The sequence below is a fragment of the Klebsiella sp. X1-16S-Nf21 genome, assembly GCF_002837615.1.
Lineage (GTDB): Bacteria > Pseudomonadota > Gammaproteobacteria > Enterobacterales > Enterobacteriaceae > Klebsiella > Klebsiella variicola.
This window is the reverse complement of record NZ_PJDK01000009.1, coordinates 39054-62478: the sequence shown is the minus strand read 5'-3', so window position 1 is coordinate 62478 and position 23425 is coordinate 39054. Positions and strand designations below refer to the sequence as shown.

The 23425-nt window shown below is 57.9% G+C and carries 15 protein-coding genes; 3 read left to right on the top strand and 12 right to left on the bottom strand.

Annotated elements, in window-relative coordinates:
* Positions 1–33: 33 nt before the first annotated feature.
* Both cysI and cysJ read right to left on the bottom strand, forming a co-directional pair.
* On the bottom strand, positions 34–1746 hold the full coding sequence (cysI, locus tag CW267_RS06560; RefSeq protein WP_100781399.1) for an assimilatory sulfite reductase (NADPH) hemoprotein subunit: 1713 nt from the start codon (positions 1744–1746) through the stop codon (positions 34–36).
* Positions 1746–3545, bottom strand: a complete 1800-nt coding sequence (gene cysJ / locus CW267_RS06555) for an NADPH-dependent assimilatory sulfite reductase flavoprotein subunit (RefSeq protein WP_016161724.1) — start codon at positions 3543–3545, stop codon at positions 1746–1748. Before cysJ ends, cysI begins: the two co-directional genes overlap by 1 nt.
* Before the next feature lie 316 nt (positions 3546–3861).
* On the opposite strand from cysJ, the gene queD reads away from it, so the two are divergent.
* Positions 3862–4227, top strand: coding sequence for a 6-carboxytetrahydropterin synthase QueD (gene queD, locus CW267_RS06550; RefSeq protein WP_004174641.1), 366 nt, complete (start codon positions 3862–3864; stop codon positions 4225–4227).
* A gap of 39 nt (positions 4228–4266) precedes the next feature.
* Here queD and queE read toward each other — a convergent pair whose 3' ends face one another.
* Positions 4267–4938: a 7-carboxy-7-deazaguanine synthase QueE gene (gene queE, locus CW267_RS06545; RefSeq protein ID WP_008806241.1), complete on the bottom strand. Its 672-nt coding sequence runs from the start codon at positions 4936–4938 to the stop codon at positions 4267–4269.
* Positions 4939–5413: 475 nt separating this feature from the next.
* Here queE and CW267_RS06540 point away from each other — a divergent pair, with 475 nt between their 5' ends.
* Positions 5414–6523 carry an SDR family oxidoreductase gene (locus CW267_RS06540; protein WP_100781400.1) on the top strand — a complete coding sequence of 370 codons (1110 nt, stop codon included), beginning with the start codon at positions 5414–5416 and terminating at the stop codon, positions 6521–6523.
* Positions 6524–6586: 63 nt separating this feature from the next.
* Here the strand turns inward: CW267_RS06540 and eno are convergent, their stop codons facing one another.
* The 5 genes from eno to rlmD all read right to left on the bottom strand — a co-directional run bounded on the left by eno (position 6587) and on the right by rlmD (position 14748).
* Positions 6587–7885 (bottom strand): phosphopyruvate hydratase, encoded by a 1299-nt coding sequence (gene eno, locus CW267_RS06535; protein WP_008806243.1) that lies wholly within the window; start codon positions 7883–7885, stop codon positions 6587–6589.
* Between the two features lie 80 nt (positions 7886–7965).
* Positions 7966–9603 carry a glutamine hydrolyzing CTP synthase gene (pyrG, locus tag CW267_RS06530; protein WP_008806244.1) on the bottom strand — a complete coding sequence of 546 codons (1638 nt, stop codon included), beginning with the start codon at positions 9601–9603 and terminating at the stop codon, positions 7966–7968.
* Positions 9604–9883: 280 nt separating this feature from the next.
* The gene (gene mazG, locus CW267_RS06525) at positions 9884–10675 is read right to left on the bottom strand and encodes a nucleoside triphosphate pyrophosphohydrolase (protein ID WP_016161725.1); all 792 of its coding nucleotides are present in this window, start codon (positions 10673–10675) and stop codon (positions 9884–9886) included.
* Positions 10676–11084: 409 nt separating this feature from the next.
* Entirely contained in the window at positions 11085–13322 is a 2238-nt protein-coding gene (gene relA / locus CW267_RS06515; RefSeq protein WP_100781402.1) for a GTP diphosphokinase, read from the bottom strand.
* Between the two features lie 121 nt (positions 13323–13443).
* Positions 13444–14748 (bottom strand): 23S rRNA (uracil(1939)-C(5))-methyltransferase RlmD, encoded by a 1305-nt coding sequence (rlmD, locus tag CW267_RS06510; RefSeq protein WP_008806247.1) that lies wholly within the window; start codon positions 14746–14748, stop codon positions 13444–13446.
* A 112-nt stretch (positions 14749–14860) separates the two neighbouring features.
* On the opposite strand from rlmD, the gene barA reads away from it, so the two are divergent.
* A complete protein-coding gene (barA, locus tag CW267_RS06505) occupies positions 14861–17611 on the top strand; it encodes a two-component sensor histidine kinase BarA (RefSeq protein WP_012540726.1) in 2751 nt (916 codons plus the stop codon).
* A 157-nt stretch (positions 17612–17768) separates the two neighbouring features.
* Here barA and CW267_RS06500 read toward each other — a convergent pair whose 3' ends face one another.
* The 4 genes from CW267_RS06500 to CW267_RS06485 all read right to left on the bottom strand — a co-directional run bounded on the left by CW267_RS06500 (position 17769) and on the right by CW267_RS06485 (position 23034).
* On the bottom strand, positions 17769–18908 hold the full coding sequence (locus CW267_RS06500; RefSeq protein WP_008806249.1) for a glycerate kinase: 1140 nt from the start codon (positions 18906–18908) through the stop codon (positions 17769–17771).
* Between the two features lie 72 nt (positions 18909–18980).
* Positions 18981–20321 carry a glucarate dehydratase gene (gene gudD / locus CW267_RS06495; RefSeq protein ID WP_008806250.1) on the bottom strand — a complete coding sequence of 447 codons (1341 nt, stop codon included), beginning with the start codon at positions 20319–20321 and terminating at the stop codon, positions 18981–18983.
* A gap of 17 nt (positions 20322–20338) precedes the next feature.
* Entirely contained in the window at positions 20339–21679 is a 1341-nt protein-coding gene (locus tag CW267_RS06490; RefSeq protein WP_100781403.1) for an enolase C-terminal domain-like protein, read from the bottom strand.
* Positions 21676–23034, bottom strand: a complete 1359-nt coding sequence (locus CW267_RS06485; RefSeq protein ID WP_008806252.1) for an MFS transporter — start codon at positions 23032–23034, stop codon at positions 21676–21678. The genes CW267_RS06490 and CW267_RS06485 overlap by 4 nt, the downstream gene beginning before the upstream one ends.
* Positions 23035–23425 lie beyond the last annotated feature (391 nt).

The following is a 23425-nucleotide window of genomic DNA, read 5'->3' as shown; positions in this document are numbered from 1 at the left end:
CCGGGTCGCTACGCGCCACCGGGCACCAGGATGTTATTCCCAGAAATCGCGGGCTGGGTCGAGCACCGGGCGAATGATGCCCGCACGCACCGTAAAGTCGCCGAAGCCTTCACCCGCTTCGCGCTCTTTCGCCCAGCGCCCTACCAGTTCGTCTAGCGAGTCGAGAATTTCCGACTCGGTAATATTCTCACGGTACATCCGCGGGATGCGTGTGCCGCTGCGGTTACCGCCAAGGTGCAGGTTGTAGCGCCCCGGCGCTTTGCCCACCAGTCCCACTTCCGCCAGCATCGCGCGGCCGCAGCCGTTCGGGCAGCCGGTGACGCGGGTGACGATATGCTCATCGCTCACGCCGTGCTTGTTCATCACCCCTTCCACCTTGTCGATAAACGACGGCAGGAAACGTTCGGCTTCCGCCATTGCCAACGGGCAGGTCGGGAAGGAGACGCAGGCCATCGAGTTTTCGCGCTGCGGAGTAACGGCATTCATCAGACCATGATCCCGCGCCAGCTTCTCGATCCGCGCCTTCTGATCTTCCGGTACGCTGGCAACGATCAGGTTCTGGTTGGCAGTGATGCGGAATTCGCCTTTATGGATCTTAGCAATCTCCAGCAGGCCAGTCTTCAGCGGACGACCCGGATAATCGAGAATGCGGCCGTTTTCAATAAACAGCGTCAGGTGCCATTTGTCATCAATCCCCTTCACCCAGCCGATGCGGTCGCCGCGGCCGGTGAATTCGTACGGGCGGATCGGCTCAAACTTAATGCCGGCCCGGCGCTCCACTTCCGCCTTGAAGGTTTCGACGCCAACGCGCTCAAGGGTGTACTTGGTTTTCGCATTCTTACGGTCGGTACGGTTGCCCCAGTCGCGCTGGGTAGTCACGACCGCTTCCGCCACCGCCAGAGTATGCTCCAGCGGCAGATAACCGAATTCGCTCGCCGTGCGGGCGTAGGTTTTCTTGTTGCCGTGTTCGATAGAGAGACCGCCGCCCACCAGCAGGTTAAAGCCCACCAGCTTGCCATTTTCGGCAATCGCCACGAAGTTCATGTCGTTAGCGTGCAGATCGATATCGTTCTGCGGCGGGATCACCACCGTGGTTTTAAACTTACGCGGCAGATAGGTCTGACCGAGGATCGGCTCTTCGTCAGTAGTGGCGACCTTTTTCTGATCCAGCCAGATCTCGGCATAAGCGCGGGTACGCGGCAGCAGATGCTCGGAGATCTTTTTCGCCCACTCGTAGGCCTCAGCGTGCAGCTGCGACTCGTACGGGTTGGAGGTGCACAGCACATTACGGTTCATATCGTTGGCGGTGGCCAGCGCGTCCAGCCCCACCGAGTGCAGCATCTGATGCACCGGTCTCACGTTCTTTTTCAGAATGCCGTGGAACTGGAACGTCTGCCGGTTGGTCAGACGAATACTGCCGTAAATGGTGTTGTCCGCGGCAAACTTATCGATCGCCTTCCACTGGGTGGTGGTGATCACCCCGCCCGGCAGACGGCAGCGCAGCAGCATCGCATGGCGCGGCTCCAGCTTCTGGGCGGCGCGTTCCGCGCGGATATCGCGATCGTCCTGCTGGTACATGCCGTGGAAACGGATCAGCAGGAAGTTATCACCTTTAAAACCGCCGGTCAGACCGTCGTTTAAATCTTCCGCAATGGTGCCGCGCAGGTAGTTGCTCTCAAGCTTCATGCGCTCGGCATCGGTCAGTTTACCTTCGACCACTAAAGGCCCCGGATGTTTTTCGCTCATTAGTAGACATCTCGCTGATAACGGCGCTCAACGCGCAGCTCACTTAAAAATTCGTCCGCCGCTTCGGCGTCCATCGCGCCGTATTCGGCAATCACTTCCAGTAAAGTATGTTCCACGTCTTTCGCCATACGATTGGCGTCGCCGCAGACATAAATGTGGGCGCCATCATTGATCCAGCGCCACAGCTCGGCTCCCTGCTCGCGCAGTTTGTCCTGCACGTAGACTTTTTGTTGTTGATCGCGGGACCAGGCCAGATCGATACGGGTCAGCAGACCTTCCTTCACATAGCTCTGCCACTCCACCTGATAGAGGAAATCTTCAGTGAAGTGCGGGTTGCCGAAGAACAACCAGTTCTTGCCTTGCGCCCCGTCCGCTGCGCGCTGCTGCATAAAGGCGCGGAACGGCGCAATGCCGGTGCCCGGGCCAATCATGATCACCGGCGTCTCCGGGTTAGCCGGCAGACGGAAGTTGTCATTGTGTTCAATAAAGACGCGGACTTCGCCATCTTCTTCCACGCGGTCGGCGAGGAAGCTGGAGGCACCGCCAGCCCGGGCGCGGCCTTCTATTTCATAGCGCACCACGCCCACGGTGACATGCACTTCGCTCTCCACTTCCGCCTGTGAGGAGGCAATGGAGTACAGGCGCGGCGTCAGCGGACGCAGCAGACCGATTAACGCCTCGGCGTCCAGCTGTGCCGGCGAGAAACGGACCATATCGACGATAGGCGTCGCAGCGGCATACTGCTGCAGCTGAGCTTTATCGCCCACCAGCGGCAGCAGCGATTCGCTGCGGGTCAGGGTGGCGTAGTTTTCGACGATAGTCGCGGTGTTAACCGTCAGCTCAAAATGCCACTCCAGCGCTTCCGCCAGCGGCAGAGTTTTGCCATCAACGGTTACCGGCTCGTCGCCCTTCAGCCACAGCAGCTCCACCAGCTCTTTGACCAGTTGAGGATCGTTTTGATACCAGACGCCCAGCGCGTCGCCCGGCTGATAGCGCAGACCGGAATCACCGAGGTCAATTTCGATATGGCGCACATCTTTTTCGGAATCGCGGCCAGTGATTTTCTGGTTGACCGACAGGGTCGCCGACAGCGGAGCCTCTTTGGTGTACGGGCTGGTATGGATGTCGTTCACCGCGCCGCTGGTGGCCAGCTGGGCGGGCGCGGACACTGGCGCACGGGCTTTCAGCACCTCAACGACGCGCGCGCGCCATTCCGCAGCCGCGGTCTGATATTCGACGTCGGCATCGACGCGATCGAGCAGGCGTTCCGCGCCGAGCTCGGCCAGCTTGCTGTCGAAATCTTTGCCAGACTGGCAGAAGAATTCATAAGAAGTATCGCCGAGGCCAAAGACAGCGAACGCGGTCCCGTCCAGCTTCGGCGCTTTTTTCGAGAACAGGAACTTATGCAATGCGACCGCTTCTTCCGGCGGCTCACCTTCCCCCTGGGTGGACGTCACGACCACCAGCAGTTTTTCCGCAGCAATTTGTTTGAATTTATAATCGCCTGCATTCACCAGCTTCACGTTCAGCTTCGCTGCCAGCAGATCGTCGCGCAGCGCTTCGGCGACGCGGCGGGCGTTGCCGGTTTGCGAGGCGGAAATCAGCGTGATCGAGGGCACCTCAGCGGCCTGGGCAGGAACGGCCACAGCCGCGCCGGACTGCTGATTCAGCACGCCCCAGAAATAGCCAGACACCCAGGCAAGCTGGGTAGGCGTGAAGTCAGTGGTGGCCGCCTGAAGGCGCGCCAGTTGCTCCGGGTTGAGCGGCAGCAAGTTGGAAGGTGTGGCCTGTGTCGTCATGCGTCGTTTGTTCCAGTAAGCAAAGCTGTTGTTCGCGCCCTGTCAGCGCGACAAAAACAGAAGAGAATAGAAGGGTAACGGTGCTGATAGTAACAATTAAAGAAGGGATGGAAATAATAAATAACCAAATGGACTAACCTGTTTTAGTTGTAGTTATTAACAACAAAATCGATTAAATAACCACATGAAATATAACCATTTAATTCAGATAACCCAGATAAATGTGTCCATTTTCTGTTCAGGGCCGTTTTAGTTAATGCGAAAAAATGTGCTTTCCGGTACCCTACGGCGGTTTTTTTCGTCCTGTTGAGAGTCAATGATGTCCACCACGCTGTTTAAAGATTTCACCTTCGAAGCCGCCCACCACCTGCCGCACGTCCCGGAAGGGCACAAATGCGGTCGCCTGCATGGCCACTCCTTTATGGTGCGTCTGGAGATCACCGGTGAAGTCGATCCCCATACCGGGTGGATCATGGATTTTGCCGAGCTGAAGGCCGCCTTCAAGCCGACATACGATCGCCTGGACCACTATTATCTGAACGATATCCCCGGTCTGGAAAACCCCACCAGCGAAGTGCTGGCGAAATGGATCTGGGATGAGATGAAACCGCGGGTACCGCTGCTGAGCGCCGTGATGGTCAAAGAGACCTGCACCGCTGGCTGCGTCTATCGCGGCGAGTAAGCGAAAAAAAGCCCGGTCAGTACGCTGCCGGGCTTTTTTTCAGGCAATATTCAAATACTTGTGCGTCTGCATGGACAGGCGCCAGTTGCGGGCGATGCAGGTGTCGATACACAGGCGCGTCGCGTCTTCTTTCTGACTGATCGGCTGCAGGGCGATGATCCGCGGTTTGTCATCGCTCAGCGTTTCCAGCAGTTCGTCCAGCGCTTCGATGTCGCGGACGCGCCCTACCGGATGCTTGATCTCATCCGCCCGCTGCAGAGCCTGCGACAGCACATCATACCCGCCACGCATATTAACCTTCGGGGATACCGTCACCCAGGTGTTGTGGCTGCAGCGCACTTCATGGGTGCCGCTGGTTTCAATCTGACAGCTAAAGCCGTTTTGTTCCAGAAGCGAGGTTAACGGCGTTAAATCATGAATGCAGGGTTCACCGCCGGTAATGACCACGTGGCGGGCAGTCCACCCCTGGCGCCCAATAATCGCCAGCAGATCCTCGCTGCTTGCCGGCCCCCACTTATCGCTCTCTTTGGTTTTCGCCAGGATGCTGAACAACGACACTTCCCGATCGGCCAGCTTGTCCCAGGTATGCTTAGTGTCGCACCACGCGCATCCTACCGGGCATCCCTGCAGACGAATAAAAATGGCAGGCACGCCGGTGAAGTAACCCTCGCCTTGCAGGGTCTGGAACATCTCGTTAATCGGGTACTGCATAGTCATCTCTGTTTAGGGTCATAAACGTCCATTATCGCAGATTTCAGCGCACAGGTCTTGTCCTGCGCTGCGATCCCTTTTTTACCCCTTCGTCAATATCCGTGTCGGGAATAATATTATTGATTAAAGAAACAATCTTTTCTTTTGGCTTAATTTATTAGCATGATAAGAATTAAAATAATTAATATTCTGACACGTGGACTGAAAATGTGTAACAGAAAATGTTATTCCTGTCATTCAGGATAAAATAAAAGGTCCAGACAGCAAAATAAAAAACCTTAAAATACAGTGATGTACAAACTGATACATGAAAGAGTGAATTATCTGGCCGATCTGCGAGTCCAATTCAATCCGCCGGTGATAATAACCTTAAACTGGTCTTAATAAATCCCTGATCGGGCCCCTTCTTTATTTAATCGTCGTTTACTTTTGCCCGCCTAGAATCCCGCAGACCAACCATAATGAGATAGCGTTTATGACCACATTATTAATTACCGGCGTTACGGGGTTTCTGGGCGGTGCCGCGTTAGAGAAAATACTCCATCAGGAAACCCGGTTAGATCTGCTACTGCTCGTGCGTGCTGATAGCCCCGAGGCAGGCCTCGAACGGGTCAAAGAGAACATGCGTAAGTTCAACATCGCCGAGGAGAAGCTGGCGATGCTTCACCCGCAGCATATCCTGCTGGGCGATCTCGCTACTCCGGAGCATTTTCTTAACGATCCGCGCCTCGATCAGGTGACGCATGTCCTCAACTGCGCCGCTGTCGCCTCGTTTGGCAGCAACCCGCTCATCTGGAAGGTTAACGTTGAGGGTACGCTGCGCCTGGCGCAACGGATGGCGCAGGTTGAGGGTCTGCAGCGTTTTCTGCACGTCGGCACAGCGATGTCATGTTCGCCTGAGCCGGATTCACTGGTCGCCGAAAGCGCGGAGTTTCGGGAACGCGCTGAGCACCTGGTGGAATACACCCACTCGAAATCAACCATCGAGCAGTTGATGCAGCAGCATTGCCCTACACTGCCGCTGGTCATTGCCCGCCCTTCTATCGTGGTGGGTCATACCCATCACGGCTGCCGGCCTTCCAGCAGTATTTTCTGGGTGTTCAGCATGGGGCTGATGCTGCAGAAATTTTTATGTTCCATGGAGGACCGAATCGATGTCATCCCGGTGGACTACTGCGCTGATGCCCTGCTGATGCTGCTTAACCAGCCGCTGGCTCACGGCGAAGTGGTGCACATCTCTGCCGGGGAGGAGAATAGCGTGAAGTTTGCCGAAATCGACCGGGCGATGGCTCAGGCCCTCGAACAGGCCCCGGTGGGGGATAAGTACGCCCAGGTCAGCTATGACACGCTGGTCAAAATGCGTCGTGAACTGAAAGGGATATTTGGGCCATGCAATGAACGTCTGATGCTGAAAGCCATGCGCTTATATGGCGCGTTCGCTACGTTGAATGTGCGCTTTAGTAACGACAAGCTGTTGAGCATGGGAATGCCAAAACCACCGCGTTTTACGGATTACATCGACCGCTGCGTGGAGACCACTCGCGGGCTGTCGATCCCCCAGCAAATGGCCGTCGATTTTAAATAATCGCCGACGAGGTAAAAAAAATGCCAGCCCTGAGGCTGGCATTATTATTTCACAAAGACAGGATTATGCCTGGCCTTTGATCTCTTTACGACCGTTGAACGGCGCTTGCTCACCCAGCGCTTCTTCGATACGAATCAGCTGGTTGTATTTAGCAACGCGGTCAGAACGGCTCATAGAACCGGTTTTGATCTGGCCTGCAGCGGTACCGACAGCCAGGTCAGCGATGGTCGCGTCTTCAGTTTCGCCAGAACGGTGAGAGATGACAGCGGTGTAGCCAGCGTCTTTCGCCATCTTGATGGCAGCCAGAGTTTCGGTCAGAGAACCGATCTGGTTGAATTTGATCAGGATGGAGTTAGCGATACCTTTTTCGATGCCTTCTTTCAGGATCTTGGTGTTGGTTACGAACAGGTCGTCACCAACCAGCTGGATTTTGTCGCCCAGTACTTTGGTCTGGTATGCGAAACCGTCCCAGTCAGATTCGTCCAGGCCATCTTCGATGGAGACGATCGGGTACTGTTTGGTCAGGTCTTCCAGGAAGTGAGTGAACTCTTCAGAGGTGAACGCTTTGTTGCCTTCGCCAGCCAGAACGTATTTACCGTCTTTGTAGAATTCAGATGCTGCGCAGTCCATCGCCAGGGTGATGTCTTTGCCCAGCTCGTAGCCAGCAGCTTTAACCGCTTCAGCGATAACAGCCAGTGCTTCGGCGTTAGAACCCAGGTTCGGCGCGTAGCCGCCTTCGTCACCAACGGCAGTGTTCATGCCTTTGGACTTCAGCACTTTCGCCAGGTGATGGAACACTTCAGAACCCATGCGTACGGCTTCTTTCAGGGTCGGCGCGCCAACCGGCTGAATCATGAATTCCTGGATGTCGACGTTGTTGTCAGCGTGCTCACCACCGTTGATGATGTTCATCATCGGAACCGGCATGGAGTATTTGCCCGGAGTGCCGTTCAGTTCCGCGATGTGCGCGTACAGCGGCAGGCCTTTGGACGCTGCAGCTGCTTTGGCGTTTGCCAGAGAAACAGCCAGGATAGCGTTCGCACCGAAGTTAGATTTGTTTTCAGTACCGTCCAGGTCGATCATGATCTTGTCGATGCCAGCCTGATCTTTAGCATCTTTGCCCAGGATTGCCTGAGCGATCGGGCCGTTTACCGCAGCAACAGCTTTGGTTACGCCTTTACCCAGGAAACGGGATTTGTCGCCATCGCGCAGTTCCAGCGCTTCGCGGGAACCAGTAGAAGCACCTGACGGAGCAGCTGCCATACCGACGAAACCACCTTCCAGGTGTACTTCGGCTTCAACAGTCGGGTTACCACGGGAGTCGATGATTTCACGACCGATGACTTTAACGATTTTGGACATTAGGTTTTCCTCAGTACAAGTTAAACTAAAACTCCAGACAAACAATGCACCCAGTTGGGTGCATTGCCGTTCTAACTCTTTTACTTCGCCTGACGCTTCTGGTACTCGCTCGCGGCTTTCACAAAGCCAGCAAACAGCGGGTGCCCATCACGCGGCGTCGAAGTAAACTCCGGGTGGAACTGGCAGGCAACAAACCACGGATGGTTCGGCACTTCGATGATCTCGACCAACTGATCATCCCCGGAACGGCCCGCAACGCGCAGACCAGCAGCTTCAATCGGTTTCAACAACATGTTGTTGACTTCGTAGCGGTGACGATGGCGCTCGGTGATGGTCGGCTCGCCGTACAGCTGGCGCACCAGAGATTCATCATCCAGCTGGCACTGCTGTGCGCCCAGGCGCATGGTGCCGCCCAGATCGCTCTTCTCGGAGCGGACTTCAACGTTGCCATCTTCGTCACGCCATTCGGTAATCAGGGCCACAACCGGGTATTTACAGTCTGGCACAAATTCCGTCGAGTTGGCGTTTTCCATACCCGCTACGTTGCGCGCGAACTCAATCAGCGCAACCTGCATACCCAGGCAGATGCCCAGATAAGGAATATTGTTCTCACGCGCATAGCGCGCGGTGGCGATCTTACCTTCCACACCGCGGTAGCCGAAGCCGCCCGGGATAAGGATAGCATCTAAATCCTTGAGGATTTCGACGCCGCGCGTTTCCACATCCTGCGAATCGATCAGCTTGATGTTGACGGTCACGCGGTTTTTCAGACCACCGTGTTTCAGCGCTTCAATCACCGACTTGTAGGCATCCGGCAGTTCAATGTACTTACCGACCATACCAATGGTGACTTCGCCTGCCGGATTGGCTTCTTCATAGATTACCTGTTCCCATTCGGCCAGGTTTGCTTCCGGACAAGTTAAGCTGAATCGTTTACAAATATAATCGTCCAGCCCCTGAGATTTCAACAGGCCCGGAATTTTATAAATGGAATCGACGTCTTTCAGAGAAATCACAGCCTTTTCCGGAACGTTACAGAACAAAGCAATTTTGGCTCGTTCGTTGGCCGGAACCGCGCGGTCTGAGCGGCAGATCAGGATATCTGGCTGGATACCGATGGAAAGCAGCTCTTTCACGGAGTGCTGGGTCGGCTTGGTTTTGACTTCGCCCGCAGCGGCCATGTACGGCACCAGGGTCAGGTGCATAAACAGGGTATGCTCGCGGCCGATCTCTACCGCCATCTGACGAATGGCTTCGAGGAACGGCAGGGATTCGATATCGCCTACGGTACCGCCGATTTCCACCAGTACGACGTCATGGCCTTCGCCGCCCGCCAGTACGCGCTCTTTGATAGCGTTGGTGATGTGTGGAATAACCTGAACGGTGGCACCCAGATAGTCGCCACGGCGCTCTTTGCGCAGTACGTCGGAGTAGATACGGCCGGTGGTGAAGTTGTTGCGACGCGTCATCTTGGTACGGATGAAACGCTCATAGTGGCCCAGGTCCAGATCGGTTTCTGCGCCGTCTTCAGTAACGAACACTTCCCCATGCTGGATTGGGCTCATGGTGCCCGGATCGACGTTGATATACGGATCCAGTTTCATGATGGTCACGTTGAGACCACGGGCTTCAAGAATGGCTGCCAGGGAGGCTGCGGCAATGCCTTTACCCAGAGAGGATACGACCCCGCCGGTCACAAAAATATAGTTCGTTGTCATGCTGAACCTGAGAAGTTAGGGTAAAACGATGGAATAACCAGGACGGGAAAGTAGTATACCCGAACATGCGTGACGCCACAAACTTTCATTCTTCCCCTCCCCTTCGTTCTTCAAGTTGCACCTGTGTTGCGACTCGAACAACTCGAAGAGGCAGGCTACATGGTGTTTCAACGACATAACGGAAAGAGAAAATAGACGCTTTTGGCGAAATGTTTTTGACGTAAATCAAGCGCTTGTTATTTATAAAATCACACAAATCGCGCTTGATCACGAAAACTCGTTAGAGATCAGTTTCCTGGCGTTTTACTTCCTGCCACACTTCTTCCATGGTATCGAGGTCGATGCCGGTCATTTCCAGGCCGCGGGCGGCGACAATGCGCTCGACCTCGCGGAAGCGACGCTCAAATTTGCGGTTTGCTTTCTGCAGCGCCACCTCGGCTTTGACCCCTAAATGACGGGATAAATTCACCGTGGCAAACAGCAGATCGCCCACTTCCTCTTCCAGTTTTGCTTCATCCACCACCGCCTGCTGCGCTTCATGCATCACTTCATCAATTTCTTCATGCACCTTGTCGAGCACCGGTCCCAGCGAGGTCCAGTCGAAACCGACCGCCGAGCAGCGGCGCTGGATTTTGTGCGCACGCATTAGCGCCGGCAGGCTATGGGGAATATCGTCCAGCGCCGAGTGCTGGGCTTTTTCCGCTCGCTCCGCGCTTTTGATCTGCTCCCAGCGCGCCAGGACTTCGCTGCTGTTTCCTGCGGTAGCATCAGCGAAAATATGGGGATGGCGACGCTCCAGCTTGTCGCTGATGGCAGCGCAGATATCGTCAAAGTTAAAGCGTCCCTCTTCCTGCGCCATTTGCGCATAGAACACCACCTGGAACAGCAGATCGCCCAGCTCACCGCGCAGGTCGTCAAAATCTTCCCGCTGGATAGCATCGAGGACCTCGTAGGTCTCCTCAAGGGTGTAAGGGGCGATAGTGGCAAAGGTCTGCTCTTTATCCCACGGGCAGCCGTTTTCCGGGTCGCGCAGGCGCTTCATAATGCCGAGCAGGCGGTCGATTTGGGTCATGTGAGGATCCTGGAAATGTAAAAAATGGTAGAAATTAATATCGGTTTGCAACTTTTGAGCCCGGGAAAAGCGTTTTTCACGTGTGACTCCAGCGTACTTTGCGCTCCCGGTAAATGTTCTGCCATATGTCTCCTGTGGTACAGGGAGCGCACAGGGGGCGGCCAGTCGCCGCCCCCTGTACCCCCGGGCTCCGGCCAGCAAAATCGCCGCTGCGCGGTGCCTTCGACTTATCCCTGCAGGCTTCGGGTCGGGCCGAGGCAGCGTCCCTGCAAAACACGGCCCTCAGCCCGCATCCATGCGGGCTGCCCCTGCCTTCCGGGAACGTCTCAGCGATTTTGAGGCCGCCAACGCCGGCAGTTTCAGCAGCCATTGCCCCAGCGGTCATTCATTGACCTGGCCTGGAGAGGACTTAACCGCCGTGCAGACGGCGCGCGTCAATGACATCGGGCACCAGGTTCAGCTTACCGAGCACCCGGCCCAGCACCTGCAGGTTGTAAATCTCAATGGTCATATCGATGGTTGCCAGCTGCTGACGGGTATCGCTGCGGCTGGCGACACCCAGCACATTCACCTTCTCATTGGCGAGAATGGTGGTGATATCGCGCAGTAAACCGCTGCGATCGTTCGCCTCCACCCTGACCACCAGCGAGTAGCCCGCCGAGTAGCTTTCACCCCATACCGCATCGACGATGCGCTCCGGAGCATGCGACTGCAGTTCAGCCAGCTGATCGCAGTCGGCGCGATGCACGGAAATCCCGCGCCCCTGGGTGATAAAGCCGACGATCTCATCACCCGGGATCGGCTGGCAGCAGCGGGCAATATGGTGCATCAGGTTGCCTACCCCTTCCACCACCACCCGGCCATTGTCCTTGGTGCGGTTCTGTGGGGCGTAGGTTTTCTGCTGCAGCTGCTTCAGCGCGGCCGCATCCTGCTCAGCGGCGCTCGGTTTATTGAACTGCGCCTGCAGGAAATTGACCATCTGGTTGAGACGGATATCGCCGCCGCCAATGGCAGCCAGCAGTTCATCGAGCTCGTTGAAGTTGTAGCGCGGCAGCAGGTGTTTTTCCGCATCCTTAAGACTGATGCCCAGATGCTCCAGCTCGTCGTCGAGGATCTGCCGACCAGCGAGAATATTCTTGTCGCGGTCCTGCTTACGGAACCAGGCGTGGATCTTCGAGCGTCCGCGACTGGTGGTCACGTAGCCGAGGTTAGGGTTCAGCCAGTCGCGGCTCGGGTTCGGCTGCTTCTGGGTAATAATTTCAATCTGATCGCCCATCTGCAGCTGATAGGTGAACGGCACGATACGGCCGCCAATTTTGGCGCCGATGCAGCGATGGCCGACGTCGCTGTGGATATGGTAGGCAAAGTCGAGCGGCGTCGACCCTGCTGGCAGGTCCACCACGTCGCCTTTCGGCGTAAAGACATACACCCGGTCGTCGAAAACCTGGCTGCGCACTTCGTCGAGCATTTCGCCAGAGTCGGCCATCTCTTCCTGCCAGGCAATCAGCTTACGCAGCCAGGCGATGCGGTCCTCATAGCCACGGCCACCGCCGGTGCCCGCTCCCGCCCCCTCTTTGTACTTCCAGTGCGCAGCCACGCCAAGCTCAGCATCTTCATGCATCTGCCGGGTGCGAATTTGAATCTCCACCGTCTTGCCGCTCGGGCCCAGCACCACGGTATGAATAGACTGATAGCCGTTGGGTTTCGGGTTGGCCACGTAGTCATCGAATTCATCCGGCAGGTGACGATAGTGGGTATGGACGATCCCCAGCGCGGCGTAACAATCCTGCAAACGCTCGGCCACGATGCGCACCGCGCGAACGTCAAACAGCTCGTCAAACGCGAGGTGTTTTTTCTGCATTTTGCGCCAGATGCTGTAGATGTGCTTCGGCCGGCCATAGACTTCCGCCTTGACGCCTTCGGCTTTCATCTCCGAGCGCAGGTGACCGACGAACTCGTCGATGTAATGCTCACGGTCGATACGGCGTTCGTGGAGCAGTTTAGCAATGCGCTTGTATTCTGCCGGATGCAGATAACGGAAGCAGTAATCTTCCAGCTCCCACTTCAGCTGGCCGATACCTAAGCGGTTCGCCAGCGGCGCATAGATATTGGTGCACTCTTTCGCCGCCAGCACGCGTTCATCTTCCGGCGCGTCTTTGACCTCGCGCAGATGCGCGATCCGCTCAGCAAGCTTGATGACCACGCAGCGGAAATCGTCAACCATCGCCAGCAGCATGCGGCGAATGTTATCCACCTGCTCGGAAGATACCGAGTCGTTATGGGTGGCTTTTAGCTGGCGGATAGCGGCCATGTCCCGCACCCCGTGAATCAGGGTCACGACCGATTTACCCACGCTCTCCTGCATGACCTCTTCACTAACGACTTCACCGTCCGCCAGTGGGAACAACAGCGCCGCGCGCAGCGTATCGAGATCCATACTCAGGGTGGACAGAATCTCCACCATTTCGACGCCACGCCACAGCAGCAGGTCTGCCTGCGGGTGTCCTTGCGTTTTTTCGCGACAATAATCCCAGGTTTCGGCTAAGCGCTCACACGACTGCTGGCTGGAAATCCCCAGACTCGCGATCCATTTCTTCGGGTCAAATTCACCAGCTTTATTAAGATGTGCACTTCTTACCGCAACCATTGTCCTCTCCTTAAGGGACCGGCCTGCCGAAGTCGGCAAGCCTCAACTTTCTACATGTCATCCTGCAGGTCGCGTCAGCATTGACGGCCAGGGTGGCTCTTCTGCGACGTTGTGAATGACCTTATGTAAGCCTGCGCTCAAACAACACCATTGATTCCAGATGACCGGTATGCGGGAACATATCCAGCATCGCCAGGCGTTGAATCTGATATCCAGCCTGCAACAGGGTTTCGCTGTCTCGCGCCAGCGTCGCCGGGTTGCAGGAAACATACACCACCCGCCGCGGTGCCAGTTTTATAATATGCGGCATCACGCCCGGCGCGCCGGCGCGGGCCGGGTCCAGCAGCACTTTATCAAAGCCGTGCTTCGCCCAGGCCTGACGGGTGACATCCTCTTCCAGATTTTCATGGAAGAAAGTGACATTTGATAAACCATTGAGGGCGGCGTTTTCCCGCCCCTTTTCTACCAGCGCGGGCACCCCTTCCACCCCCACCACGTGGGCGGCGCGAGTCGCCAGCGGCAGGGTAAAATTGCCCATTCCGCAGAACAGGTCCAGTACCCGGTCCTCTGGCTGCAGATCCAGCCATTCCAGCGCAGTACGCACCATCTGCTGATTCACGCCGTCGTTGACCTGGATAAAATCCCGCGGGCTGAACACTAAGCGTAGTCCGTCTGAGGTATACCATGGCGCTTCGCCATGAATATGTTCCAGTATCTCGCTTTGCGGCGCGAGGTACAGGGAAAGACCGTGAGTTTGCGAAAAGCGTTCCAGTTTTTCCCTGTCGCCCGCTGGCAGGGCAGCGGTATGGCGCAGCACCATCAGCGGGCCGTTGTCCGCCTGCACCAGCTCGACGTGGCCGAGGTGGCGTAATGCGCTCAGCGCGCTTAAGCACTCGCGCACGGCGGGCAGCAATGCCTCAAGCTGGGGCACCAAAACAGGGCATTGCACCACATCGACGATCGCTTTGGCGTTGGCCTGGCGAAAACCCATCTGCAATTGTTGGGTCTTTGGCTGATAATTCAAGCTTAAGCGCGCGCGACGGCGGTAGCCCCACGGCACGCCGGCGATGACCTCATCCACCTCACGCTTCATCAGCCGCGCCAGCGCGGCGCGTTTACTTTGCTGCTGAAGCGCGACGCTGGCATGCTGTTGTTGGCAGCCGCCGCAGACGCCAAAATGCGGGCAGCGCGGCGCCTGGCGCTGCGGGCTGTCGGTTAGACGGCGTTTCACCTGGGCGCGGGCGTACTGTTTTTTGTCTTCCACCAGCACCACCTCGGCCTGCTCCTGCGGCAGCACACCGCTCACGAACAGCGCCTTCCCCTGGTGGCGGGCAACGCCCTGACCAAAGGGATCGAGGTCATTGACTGTAACGGTTATGATCTGGCGCGTCGTCACACGCCGTTTTGCAGAGTAGAATTGCGCCATCGTAGAGAGTTGTCTCAATCAAATAAAACGAGCTCGTTCAGGGCGGCAGTGCCGCGAAGCGCACCGACGCGCACAGAACGATGATGTCTATATTCTCCCATAATGGAACCGCATGACCAACTACAGCCTGCGTGCTCGCATGATGATTCTGATACTGGCGCCAACCGTCCTGATTGGGCTGTTGCTCAGTATTTTCTTTGTCGCTCATCGTTATAACGACCTGCAACGCCAGCTGGAGGACGCCGGCGCCAGCATTATTGAGCCGCTGGCGGTCTCCAGCGAATATGGGATGAATTTGCAAAACCGCGAATCCATCGGCCAGCTGATCAGCGTCCTGCATCGGCGTCATTCGGAGATCGTGCGGGCCATCTCGGTATACGATTCGCATAACCGGCTTTTTGTCACCTCCAATTACCAGCTCAACCCCAGCGAACTGCAGATCCCGAAAGGCGAGGCATTTCCCCGCCATCTCAGCGTCATCCGCGACGGCGACATCATGATCCTGCGCACGCCGATCGTCTCGGAAAGCTATTCGCCCGATGAGTCCCCCGAATCTGACGCCAAAATGCCGGGCAATATGCTGGGCTACGTCGCGCTGGAGCTGGATCTGAAATCAGTCCGCCTCCAGCAGTACAAAGAGATTTTCATCTCCAGTGTGATGATGCTGTTCTGCATTGGCATCGCGCTGATCTTCGGCTGGCGCCTGATGCGCGACGTCACCGGGCCTATCCGCAATATGGTCAACACCGTCGACCGCATCCGCCGCGGACAGCTGGACAGCCGGGTCGAGGGTTTTATGCTCGGCGAACTGGATATGTTGAAAAACGGCATTAACTCGATGGCCATGTCGCTGGCGGCCTACCATGAGGAGATGCAGCACAACGTCGACCAGGCGACCTCCGATCTGCGGGAAACCCTTGAGCAGATGGAGATCCAGAACGTTGAGCTGGACCTGGCGAAAAAGCGCGCCCAGGAGGCGGCGCGCATTAAGTCTGAGTTCCTGGCCAATATGTCCCACGAACTGCGCACCCCGCTCAATGGGGTGATCGGCTTTACCCGCCTGACGCTGAAAACCGATCTCAACGCCACGCAGCGCGACCACCTGACCACCATCGAACGTTCGGCCAATAATCTGCTGGCGATCATCAATGACGTGCTCGACTTTTCCAAGCTGGAAGCCGGGAAGCTGATTCTGGAGAGTATTCCGTTCCTGCTGCGCACCTCGCTTGATGAAGTGGTCACCCTGCTGGCGCATTCCGCGCACGATAAAGGGCTGGAGCTGACGCTGAACATTAAGAACAATGTGCCGGATAACGTCATTGGCGACCCGCTCCGTCTGCAGCAGATTGTGACCAACCTCGTGGGCAATGCGATTAAATTCACCGAGCACGGCAATATCGACGTGCTGGTGGAGCAGCGGGCCATCAGCAACTCGCGGGTACAGATCGAAATTCAGATCCACGATACCGGCATCGGCATCCCCGAGCGCGACCAGTCCCGACTGTTCCAGGCCTTCCGTCAGGCCGATGCCAGCATTTCACGCCGGCACGGCGGCACCGGGCTTGGGCTGGTGATCACCCAGCGTCTGGTCAAAGAGATGGGCGGCGATATTTCGTTCCACAGTCAGCCGAACCGCGGCTCCACCTTCTGGTTCCATATCAGCCTTGATCTCAACCCGAACGCCATTCCGGATATGCTGAACACCGACGGGCTGACGGGCAAACGTCTGGCCTATGTGGAAGCCAACGCGACGGCGGCGCAATGTACGCTGGAGATGCTGGCCGCCACGCCGCTGGAGGTGATCTACAGCCCTACCTTCTCCTCGCTGGCGGAAGCGCAGTACGACATTCTGCTGGTCGGCATCCCGGTCTCAATGCGCGATTTGTCGCCGCATCGGGAAAAATTAGTCAAAGCCTGCGCGATGTCTGACAACGTGCTGCTTGCTCTGCCATGTCATGCCCAGGTCAGCGCCGAAGCCCTGAAGCGCGACGGCGTCGCTGCCTGCCTGTTGAAACCGCTCACTACCACCCGCCTGCTGCCGGCGCTGGTGGCCACCAATCATGCGCCGGCTTCCGCGCCGTTGACGCAAACCGACAGCCATAAGCTGCCGATGACCGTGATGGCCGTCGACGACAATCCGGCTAACCTGAAGCTGATTGGCGCCCTGCTGGACGACCTTGTGCAGCAGGTGATCCTCTGCGACAGCGGCCAGCAGGCCGTGGACCAGGCCAAGCGGCTGCAGATGGATCTGATCCTGATGGATATTCAGATGCCGGATATGGACGGCATCCGCGCCTGCGAGCTGATTCATCATCTGTCGCATCATCAGCAAACCCCGGTGATTGCGGTCACCGCGCACGCCCTGGAGGGCCAGCGGGAGAAGCTGTTGAGCGCCGGCATGAACGATTATCTGGCGAAGCCAATCGAAGAAGAGAAACTGCACGCTCTGCTGCTGCGCTATCAGCCCGGCCTGCTCAGCGTCGCTCCGGCGGCGCTACCGCCCGCAGAGCCGGTCATCGACCATAACCTGACGCTTGACTGGCAGCTGGCGCTGCGTCAGGCCGCCATGAAGCCGGATCTGGCGCGGGAGATGCTGCAGATGCTGATCGCCTTTATGCCGGAGGTGCGTAATAAAGTGGAAGAGCAGCTGGTGGGCGAGCAGCCGGAAGGGCTGGTGGATCTGATCCACAAGCTGCACGGCAGCTGCAGCTACAGCGGCGTGCCGCGGTTGAAAAAGCTGTGCCACACCCTGGAGAGCCAGCTGCGGTCGGGTACCGCCGCCGAGGACCTGGAGCCGGAGCTGCTCGAGCTGTTAGACGAGATGGATAATGTGGCCCGCGAAGCGTGCCGGATGGGCGTGTAAACCCCGGATAGCGGCGCTACGCGCCTCATCCAGGCTACGCCCTACGGTCCGGTATTCGGTTGGTAGCCCCGGTAAGCGTAAGCGCCACCGGGGATGGTTCCCGGATCGCGGTGCTACGCACCTTATCCGGGTTACAAATACCACTGCGCCAGCCGGGTTACCGCTTATCGCCCATCTGCAAAACCGCGGCGACGTTACGCGCCGTCATCCGCAGGTTGGCGGCGGCATTGGCCAGCGCTTCATCCAGGGTACAGATGGTATATAACACGCTGAATACCGCATCCAGTCCGTGCTGATGCACCACCCCGACATCGGCGGTAAGGCTGCCGGCAATCCCAATCACCGGAACGTTAAAACGCTTCGCCACCTTAGCTACCCCCACCGGCACCTTGCCGTGGATCGTCTGGCTATCGATACGCCCTTCGCCGGTGATCACTAAATCGGCATCCGCCACCCGCGTCGCCAGCTGCAGCGCATCGGTGACGATCTCAATGCCCGGGCGCAGCGTTGCGCCACAAAACGCATACAGCGCCGCCCCCATGCCGCCCGCCGCGCCACCGCCTTCCAGGCTCAGCACATCGATATCTAAATCACGGGCGATTATCCGGGCATAGTGCAGCAGGCCGCTGTCGAGGCGGTCGATCATCTGCGTCGTCGCCCCTTTTTGCGGGCCAAACACCGCGCTGGCCCCCTGCGGGCCGGTTAGCGGGTTGGTGACGTCGCAGGCAACCTCAATCCGGCAATCTGCCAGCCGCGGATCGAGTTCGCTAAGGTCGATACGCGCCAGCGTCTCCAGCGCGCCGCCCCCGGAGGCGATTTGCTGGCCGTCGGCGGTCAACAGTTTCGCCCCCAGCGCCTGCGCCATCCCGGCGCCGCCGTCATTGGTCGCACTGCCGCCAATGCCAATAATGATCTGTCGCACGCCGGCGTCCAGCGCGTGTCGGATCAGCTCCCCGGTTCCCCAGGAAGTGGTCAGCAGCGGATTACGCTGCGCCGGCGGGACGCTCTCCAGCCCGCTGGCTGCCGCCATTTCGATAAAGGCGCACTGGCGATCGCCGGACAGCCCATAAAATGCCTCAACCGGTTCACCCAGCGGCCCGGTGACCGTCAGCGGAACCTGATGCCCGCCGGTCGCCGCCACCATGGCTTCCACCGTCCCTTCACCACCGTCGGCAACCGGCAGCTTGACGTACTCCGCGTCAGGATAAATCTCGCGAAAGCCTTGCTCTATCGCCGTGGCCACTTCCAGCGCGCTCAGACTCTCCTTCCAGGAATCCGGTGCGATCACTATTTTCATGTGCTGTCCTTACTCTGAGCCAACCCCTGGCGCTGTCGCGCAATGCCGGCCCCCGCAGAGGCCGGCGGCCATTTAGCGCACCATGCATGGACGCTTGTTGTCAAAGGTCCAGCCCGGGATCAGATACTGCATCGCCATCGCATCGTCGCGGGCGCCAAGACCATGTTTCTTATATAGCTCATTTGCCTGCATCACGCGGTCCATATCCAGCTCAACCCCCAGGCCCGGGGTACTCGGTACCTGCACCATACCGCCTTTGATTTCAAAAGGTTGTTTGGTCAGACGCTGGTTGCCCTCCTGCCAAATCCAGTGGGTATCAATCGCGGTGATTTTGCCCGGCGCCGCTGCCGCGACATGGGTAAACATCGCCAGCGACACGTCGAAGTGGTTATTGGAGTGCGATCCCCAGGTCAGGCCGAACTCATGGCACATCTGCGCCACACGCACCGACCCCTGCATGGTCCAGAAGTGCGGGTCCGCCAGCGGGATATCCACCGACTGCAGGGACAAGGTATGGCCCATCTGTCGCCAGTCGGTAGCGATCATATTGGTCGCGGTCGGCAGGCCCGTCGCGCGGCGGAACTCGGCCATCACTTCGCGGCCAGAGAAACCTTGTTCGGCGCCGCATGGGTCTTCCGCATAGGCCAGCACGCCCTTCAGCTGTTTACCAATCTGGATGGCTTCCTCCAGCAGCCAGGCGCCGTTCGGGTCGAGAGTGACGCGGGCATTCGGGAAGCGTTTCGCCAGGGCGCTGATCGCCTCAGCTTCTTCAAAACCGGCCAGCACGCCGCCCTTCAGCTTAAAGTCGTTGAAGCCATATTTTTCATACGCCGCTTCCGCCAGGCGGACCACCGCATCCGGCGTCATCGCCTCTTCATGGCGCAGGCGATACCATTCGCACTGCTCATCCGGCTGGCTCTGATAGGCCAGCGGCGTGGCGTGGCGGTTGCCGACAAAAAACAGATAGCCCAGCATTTCGACTTCGCTGCGCTGCTGGCCATCGCCAAGCAGAGAAGCGACATTGACGCCAAGGTGCTGGCCCAGCAGGTCCAGCAGCGCCGCTTCAATCCCGGTTACCACGTGAATGGTGGTACGCAGGTCGAAGGTCTGCAGGCCGCGGCCCCCGGCGTCGCGGTCGGCAAACTGGTTGCGCACCGCGCCCAGCACATTCTTGTACTCGCCCAGCGTTTTGCCCACCACCAGCGGCGCTGCATCTTCCAGGGTCTGGCGGATTTTTTCGCCGCCGGGGATTTCGCCGACGCCGGTATGCCCGGCGTTATCTTTGATGATCACAATATTGCGGGTGAAGTACGGGGCGTGCGCGCCGCTCAGGTTCATCAGCATGCTGTCATGGCCGGCAACCGGGATCACCTGCATGGTCGTAACAACGGGCGTTGAAGTGAAAGTCGTCATAGCATCATCCTTTTTAATTAGTGGCGGCCGAAAACGGGACGTTTGCGGTCGAATGTCCAGCCGGGGATCAGGTACTGCATCGGGCCTGCGTCGTTGCGCGCGCCGCCCGGCAGCGCTTTATAGGCCTCATGGGCTTTGCGCACCTGCTCCCAGTCAAGTTCCACGCCGAGTCCCGGCGCGTCTGGCACGGCAATGTTGCCGTGAATAATCTGCAGCGGATTTTTGGTCAGGCGCGCGTCGCCCTCCTGCCAGATCCAGTGGGTGTCAATGGCGGTGGGGTTGCCCGGCGCGGCGGCGCCGACGTGGGTAAACATCGCCAGGGAAATATCAAAGTGGTTGTTGGAATGGCAGCCCCAGGTGAGCCCCCAGTCGTCACACAGTTGCGCCACCCGTACCGCGCCGGAGAGCGTCCAGAAATGCGGATCCGCCAGCGGGATGTCGACGGCATTGAGCATCACCGCATGGCCCATTTCACGCCAGTTGGTGGCGATCATATTGGTGGCGACCGGCAGCCCGGTGGCACGACGGAACTCGGCCATCACCTCCCGGCCGGAGAAACCTTGCTCGGCACCGCACGGATCTTCGGCATAAGTCAGGACATCCTGCAGCCCTTTGCACAGCGCGATGGCCTCATCCAGCAGCCAGGCGCCGTTCGGGTCGACGGTGATGCGCGCCTCCGGAAAACGCTTTTTCAGCGCCCGCGCGGTGTCGATCTCCTGCTCGCCGGGCAGTACGCCGCCCTTCAGCTTAAAGTCTTTGAAACCGTAGCGATCCTGGGCGGCTTCCGCCAGACGCACTACCGCCTCGCTGCTCAACGCCTGCTGATGGCGCAGGCGGTACCATTCATGATCGCCCGGCGTATGGTCCAGATAGCCAAGGTCGGTTTTCTGCCGATCGCCAATATAGAACAGGTAGCCCAGCACGGTGACGGCATCACGCTGCTTACCCGGCCCCAGCAGCTCGCAGACCGGCACCTTCAGCACCTGGCCGAGCAGGTCGAGCAGCGCCGCTTCCAGCGCCGCCACCGCGTTAACCCTCAGTTCGAAGGTCCATGCCCCTTTGCCGAAGGTATCGAAATCCGCCGCCTGATTGCCTTTGTGCACCTGCTGCACTACGCGATTGAGTCGGGCGACCTCCTGGCCCACCACCTGCGGGATCGCCGCCAGCAGCGTCTGGTAGATAACCTCCCCGCCGGGCGCTTCGCCAACGCCGGTGTGGCCGGCATTATCGGTCAATACCACGATATTGCGGGTAAACCAGGCGTTGTGCGCCCCGCCGATGTTCAGCAGCATGCTGTCGTGCCCGGCCACCGGAATGACCTTCATCTCTGTGATAATCGGGCTGGATTGGGTAGTCATGATGAGCGCCCCACCACAGGTTTCAGTTCGATGCGTTTGATATCGCCCACCAGCACCAGGTAGCTCAGCACCGCCACCAGGGCATGGATGCCGACGTAGATCAGCGCGCCGTTGAACGAGCCGGTGGTGCCAACGATATAGCCGATGGCGATGGGAGTGACGATACCGGAGATATTGCCGAACATGTTGAACAGGCCGCCGGAGAGACCGCTAATTTCTTTCGGCGCGGTATCCGCCATCACCGCCCAGCCGAGCGCCCCGATCCCTTTGCCGAAGAAGGCCATTGCCATAAAGCCGATCACCATCCACTCCACGTTGACATAGTTACACATCAGCATGGTCATGGAGAGCAGCATCCCCAGCACGATCGGCGTTTTGCGCGCGATGTTCAGCGAGCCGGTGCGGCGCATTAACCAGTCGGAAATCACCCCGCCCAGCACCCCGCCGACAAAGCCGCACACCGCCGGAACGGAGGCGACAAAGCCGGCTTTGAGGATCGACATGCCGCGCGCCTGCACCAGATAAACCGGGAACCAGGTGATAAAGAAGTAGGTTAAGGCGTTGATGCAATACTGACCGATATAGATGCCGATCATCATCCGCGATCCGATCAGCTGTCTGATCTGTCCCATTTTGACGCTAAACGGCACTTTCTGCGCGCTACTCTTCTGATCCATGTTGATCAGCGCCCCGCCTTCGGCGATATAGTCCAGCTCTTTCTGGTTCACGCCCGGATGGTTGTTCGGATCGTGGATCACTTTCAACCACACAAAGCTGATCACAATCCCCAGGCCGCCCATAAAGAAGAATACGTGCGACCAACCCACCTCATGCGTCAGCCAGCCCATGATCGGCGCGAAGATAACGGTGGCAAAGTACTGGGCGGAGTTAAAAATCGATACCGCCGTCCCCCTCTCCTGCGCCGGGAACCAGGCGGCGACGATACGGCTGTTGCCCGGGAATGACGGCGACTCGGCAAGGCCGACGAGGAAACGCAGAGTGAACAGCGCGATGATAATGCCAAAGCCGCTGAAGATATCGACGAAGCCCTGCAGCAGGGTAAACATCGACCAGATGAAGATCGACCAGAAATAGACGCGCTTCGAACCGAAGCGGTCAAGCAGCCAGCCGCCCGGGATCTGGCCGATGACATACGCCCATGAGAACGCGGAGAACACATACCCCATGCCAACAGGATCGAGGCCGATATCTTTGGCCATTTCCGAACCGGCGATCGACAGCGTCGCCCGGTCACCATAGTTAAAAGAAGTGACGATAAACAGCATCACCACTATCCAGTAGCGGGCGTTGGTGCGCTTTTCAGCCGCCGTCGCCGCCTGACTTAATGAACTCATTGTTGTACTCCTGAATCATAGCGTTTAGCTACGTTCATTCTGAACAGCACAACCTGTAGGGTAATCAGAATGACGTGGTCGTGTTTTGATAGTTGTCGTTATATCTGGCACTGCATTTATCACTGGCTGGAGCAGTATATGAAGAGGCACACCGCGGCTCACCGTGCATCTACACAGCTTTTACGCCGCTATTGCAGGTGGTTTGTGGCGAATGCCTGAAAGAATGGGGGGAAGTTCACGGAAATGAAAAACCAGCGCCGCTGGAGCCGCAAAGCACAGCAAAAAGGGCCGGAGTGTGAAATACCTCACTTGACCCGGTGAAACTGGCTGGCTTAAGCCATGATATTGCTAAGGATATTGTGGCGTTTGCCTAAAGGCGTGGCGCCAGGAA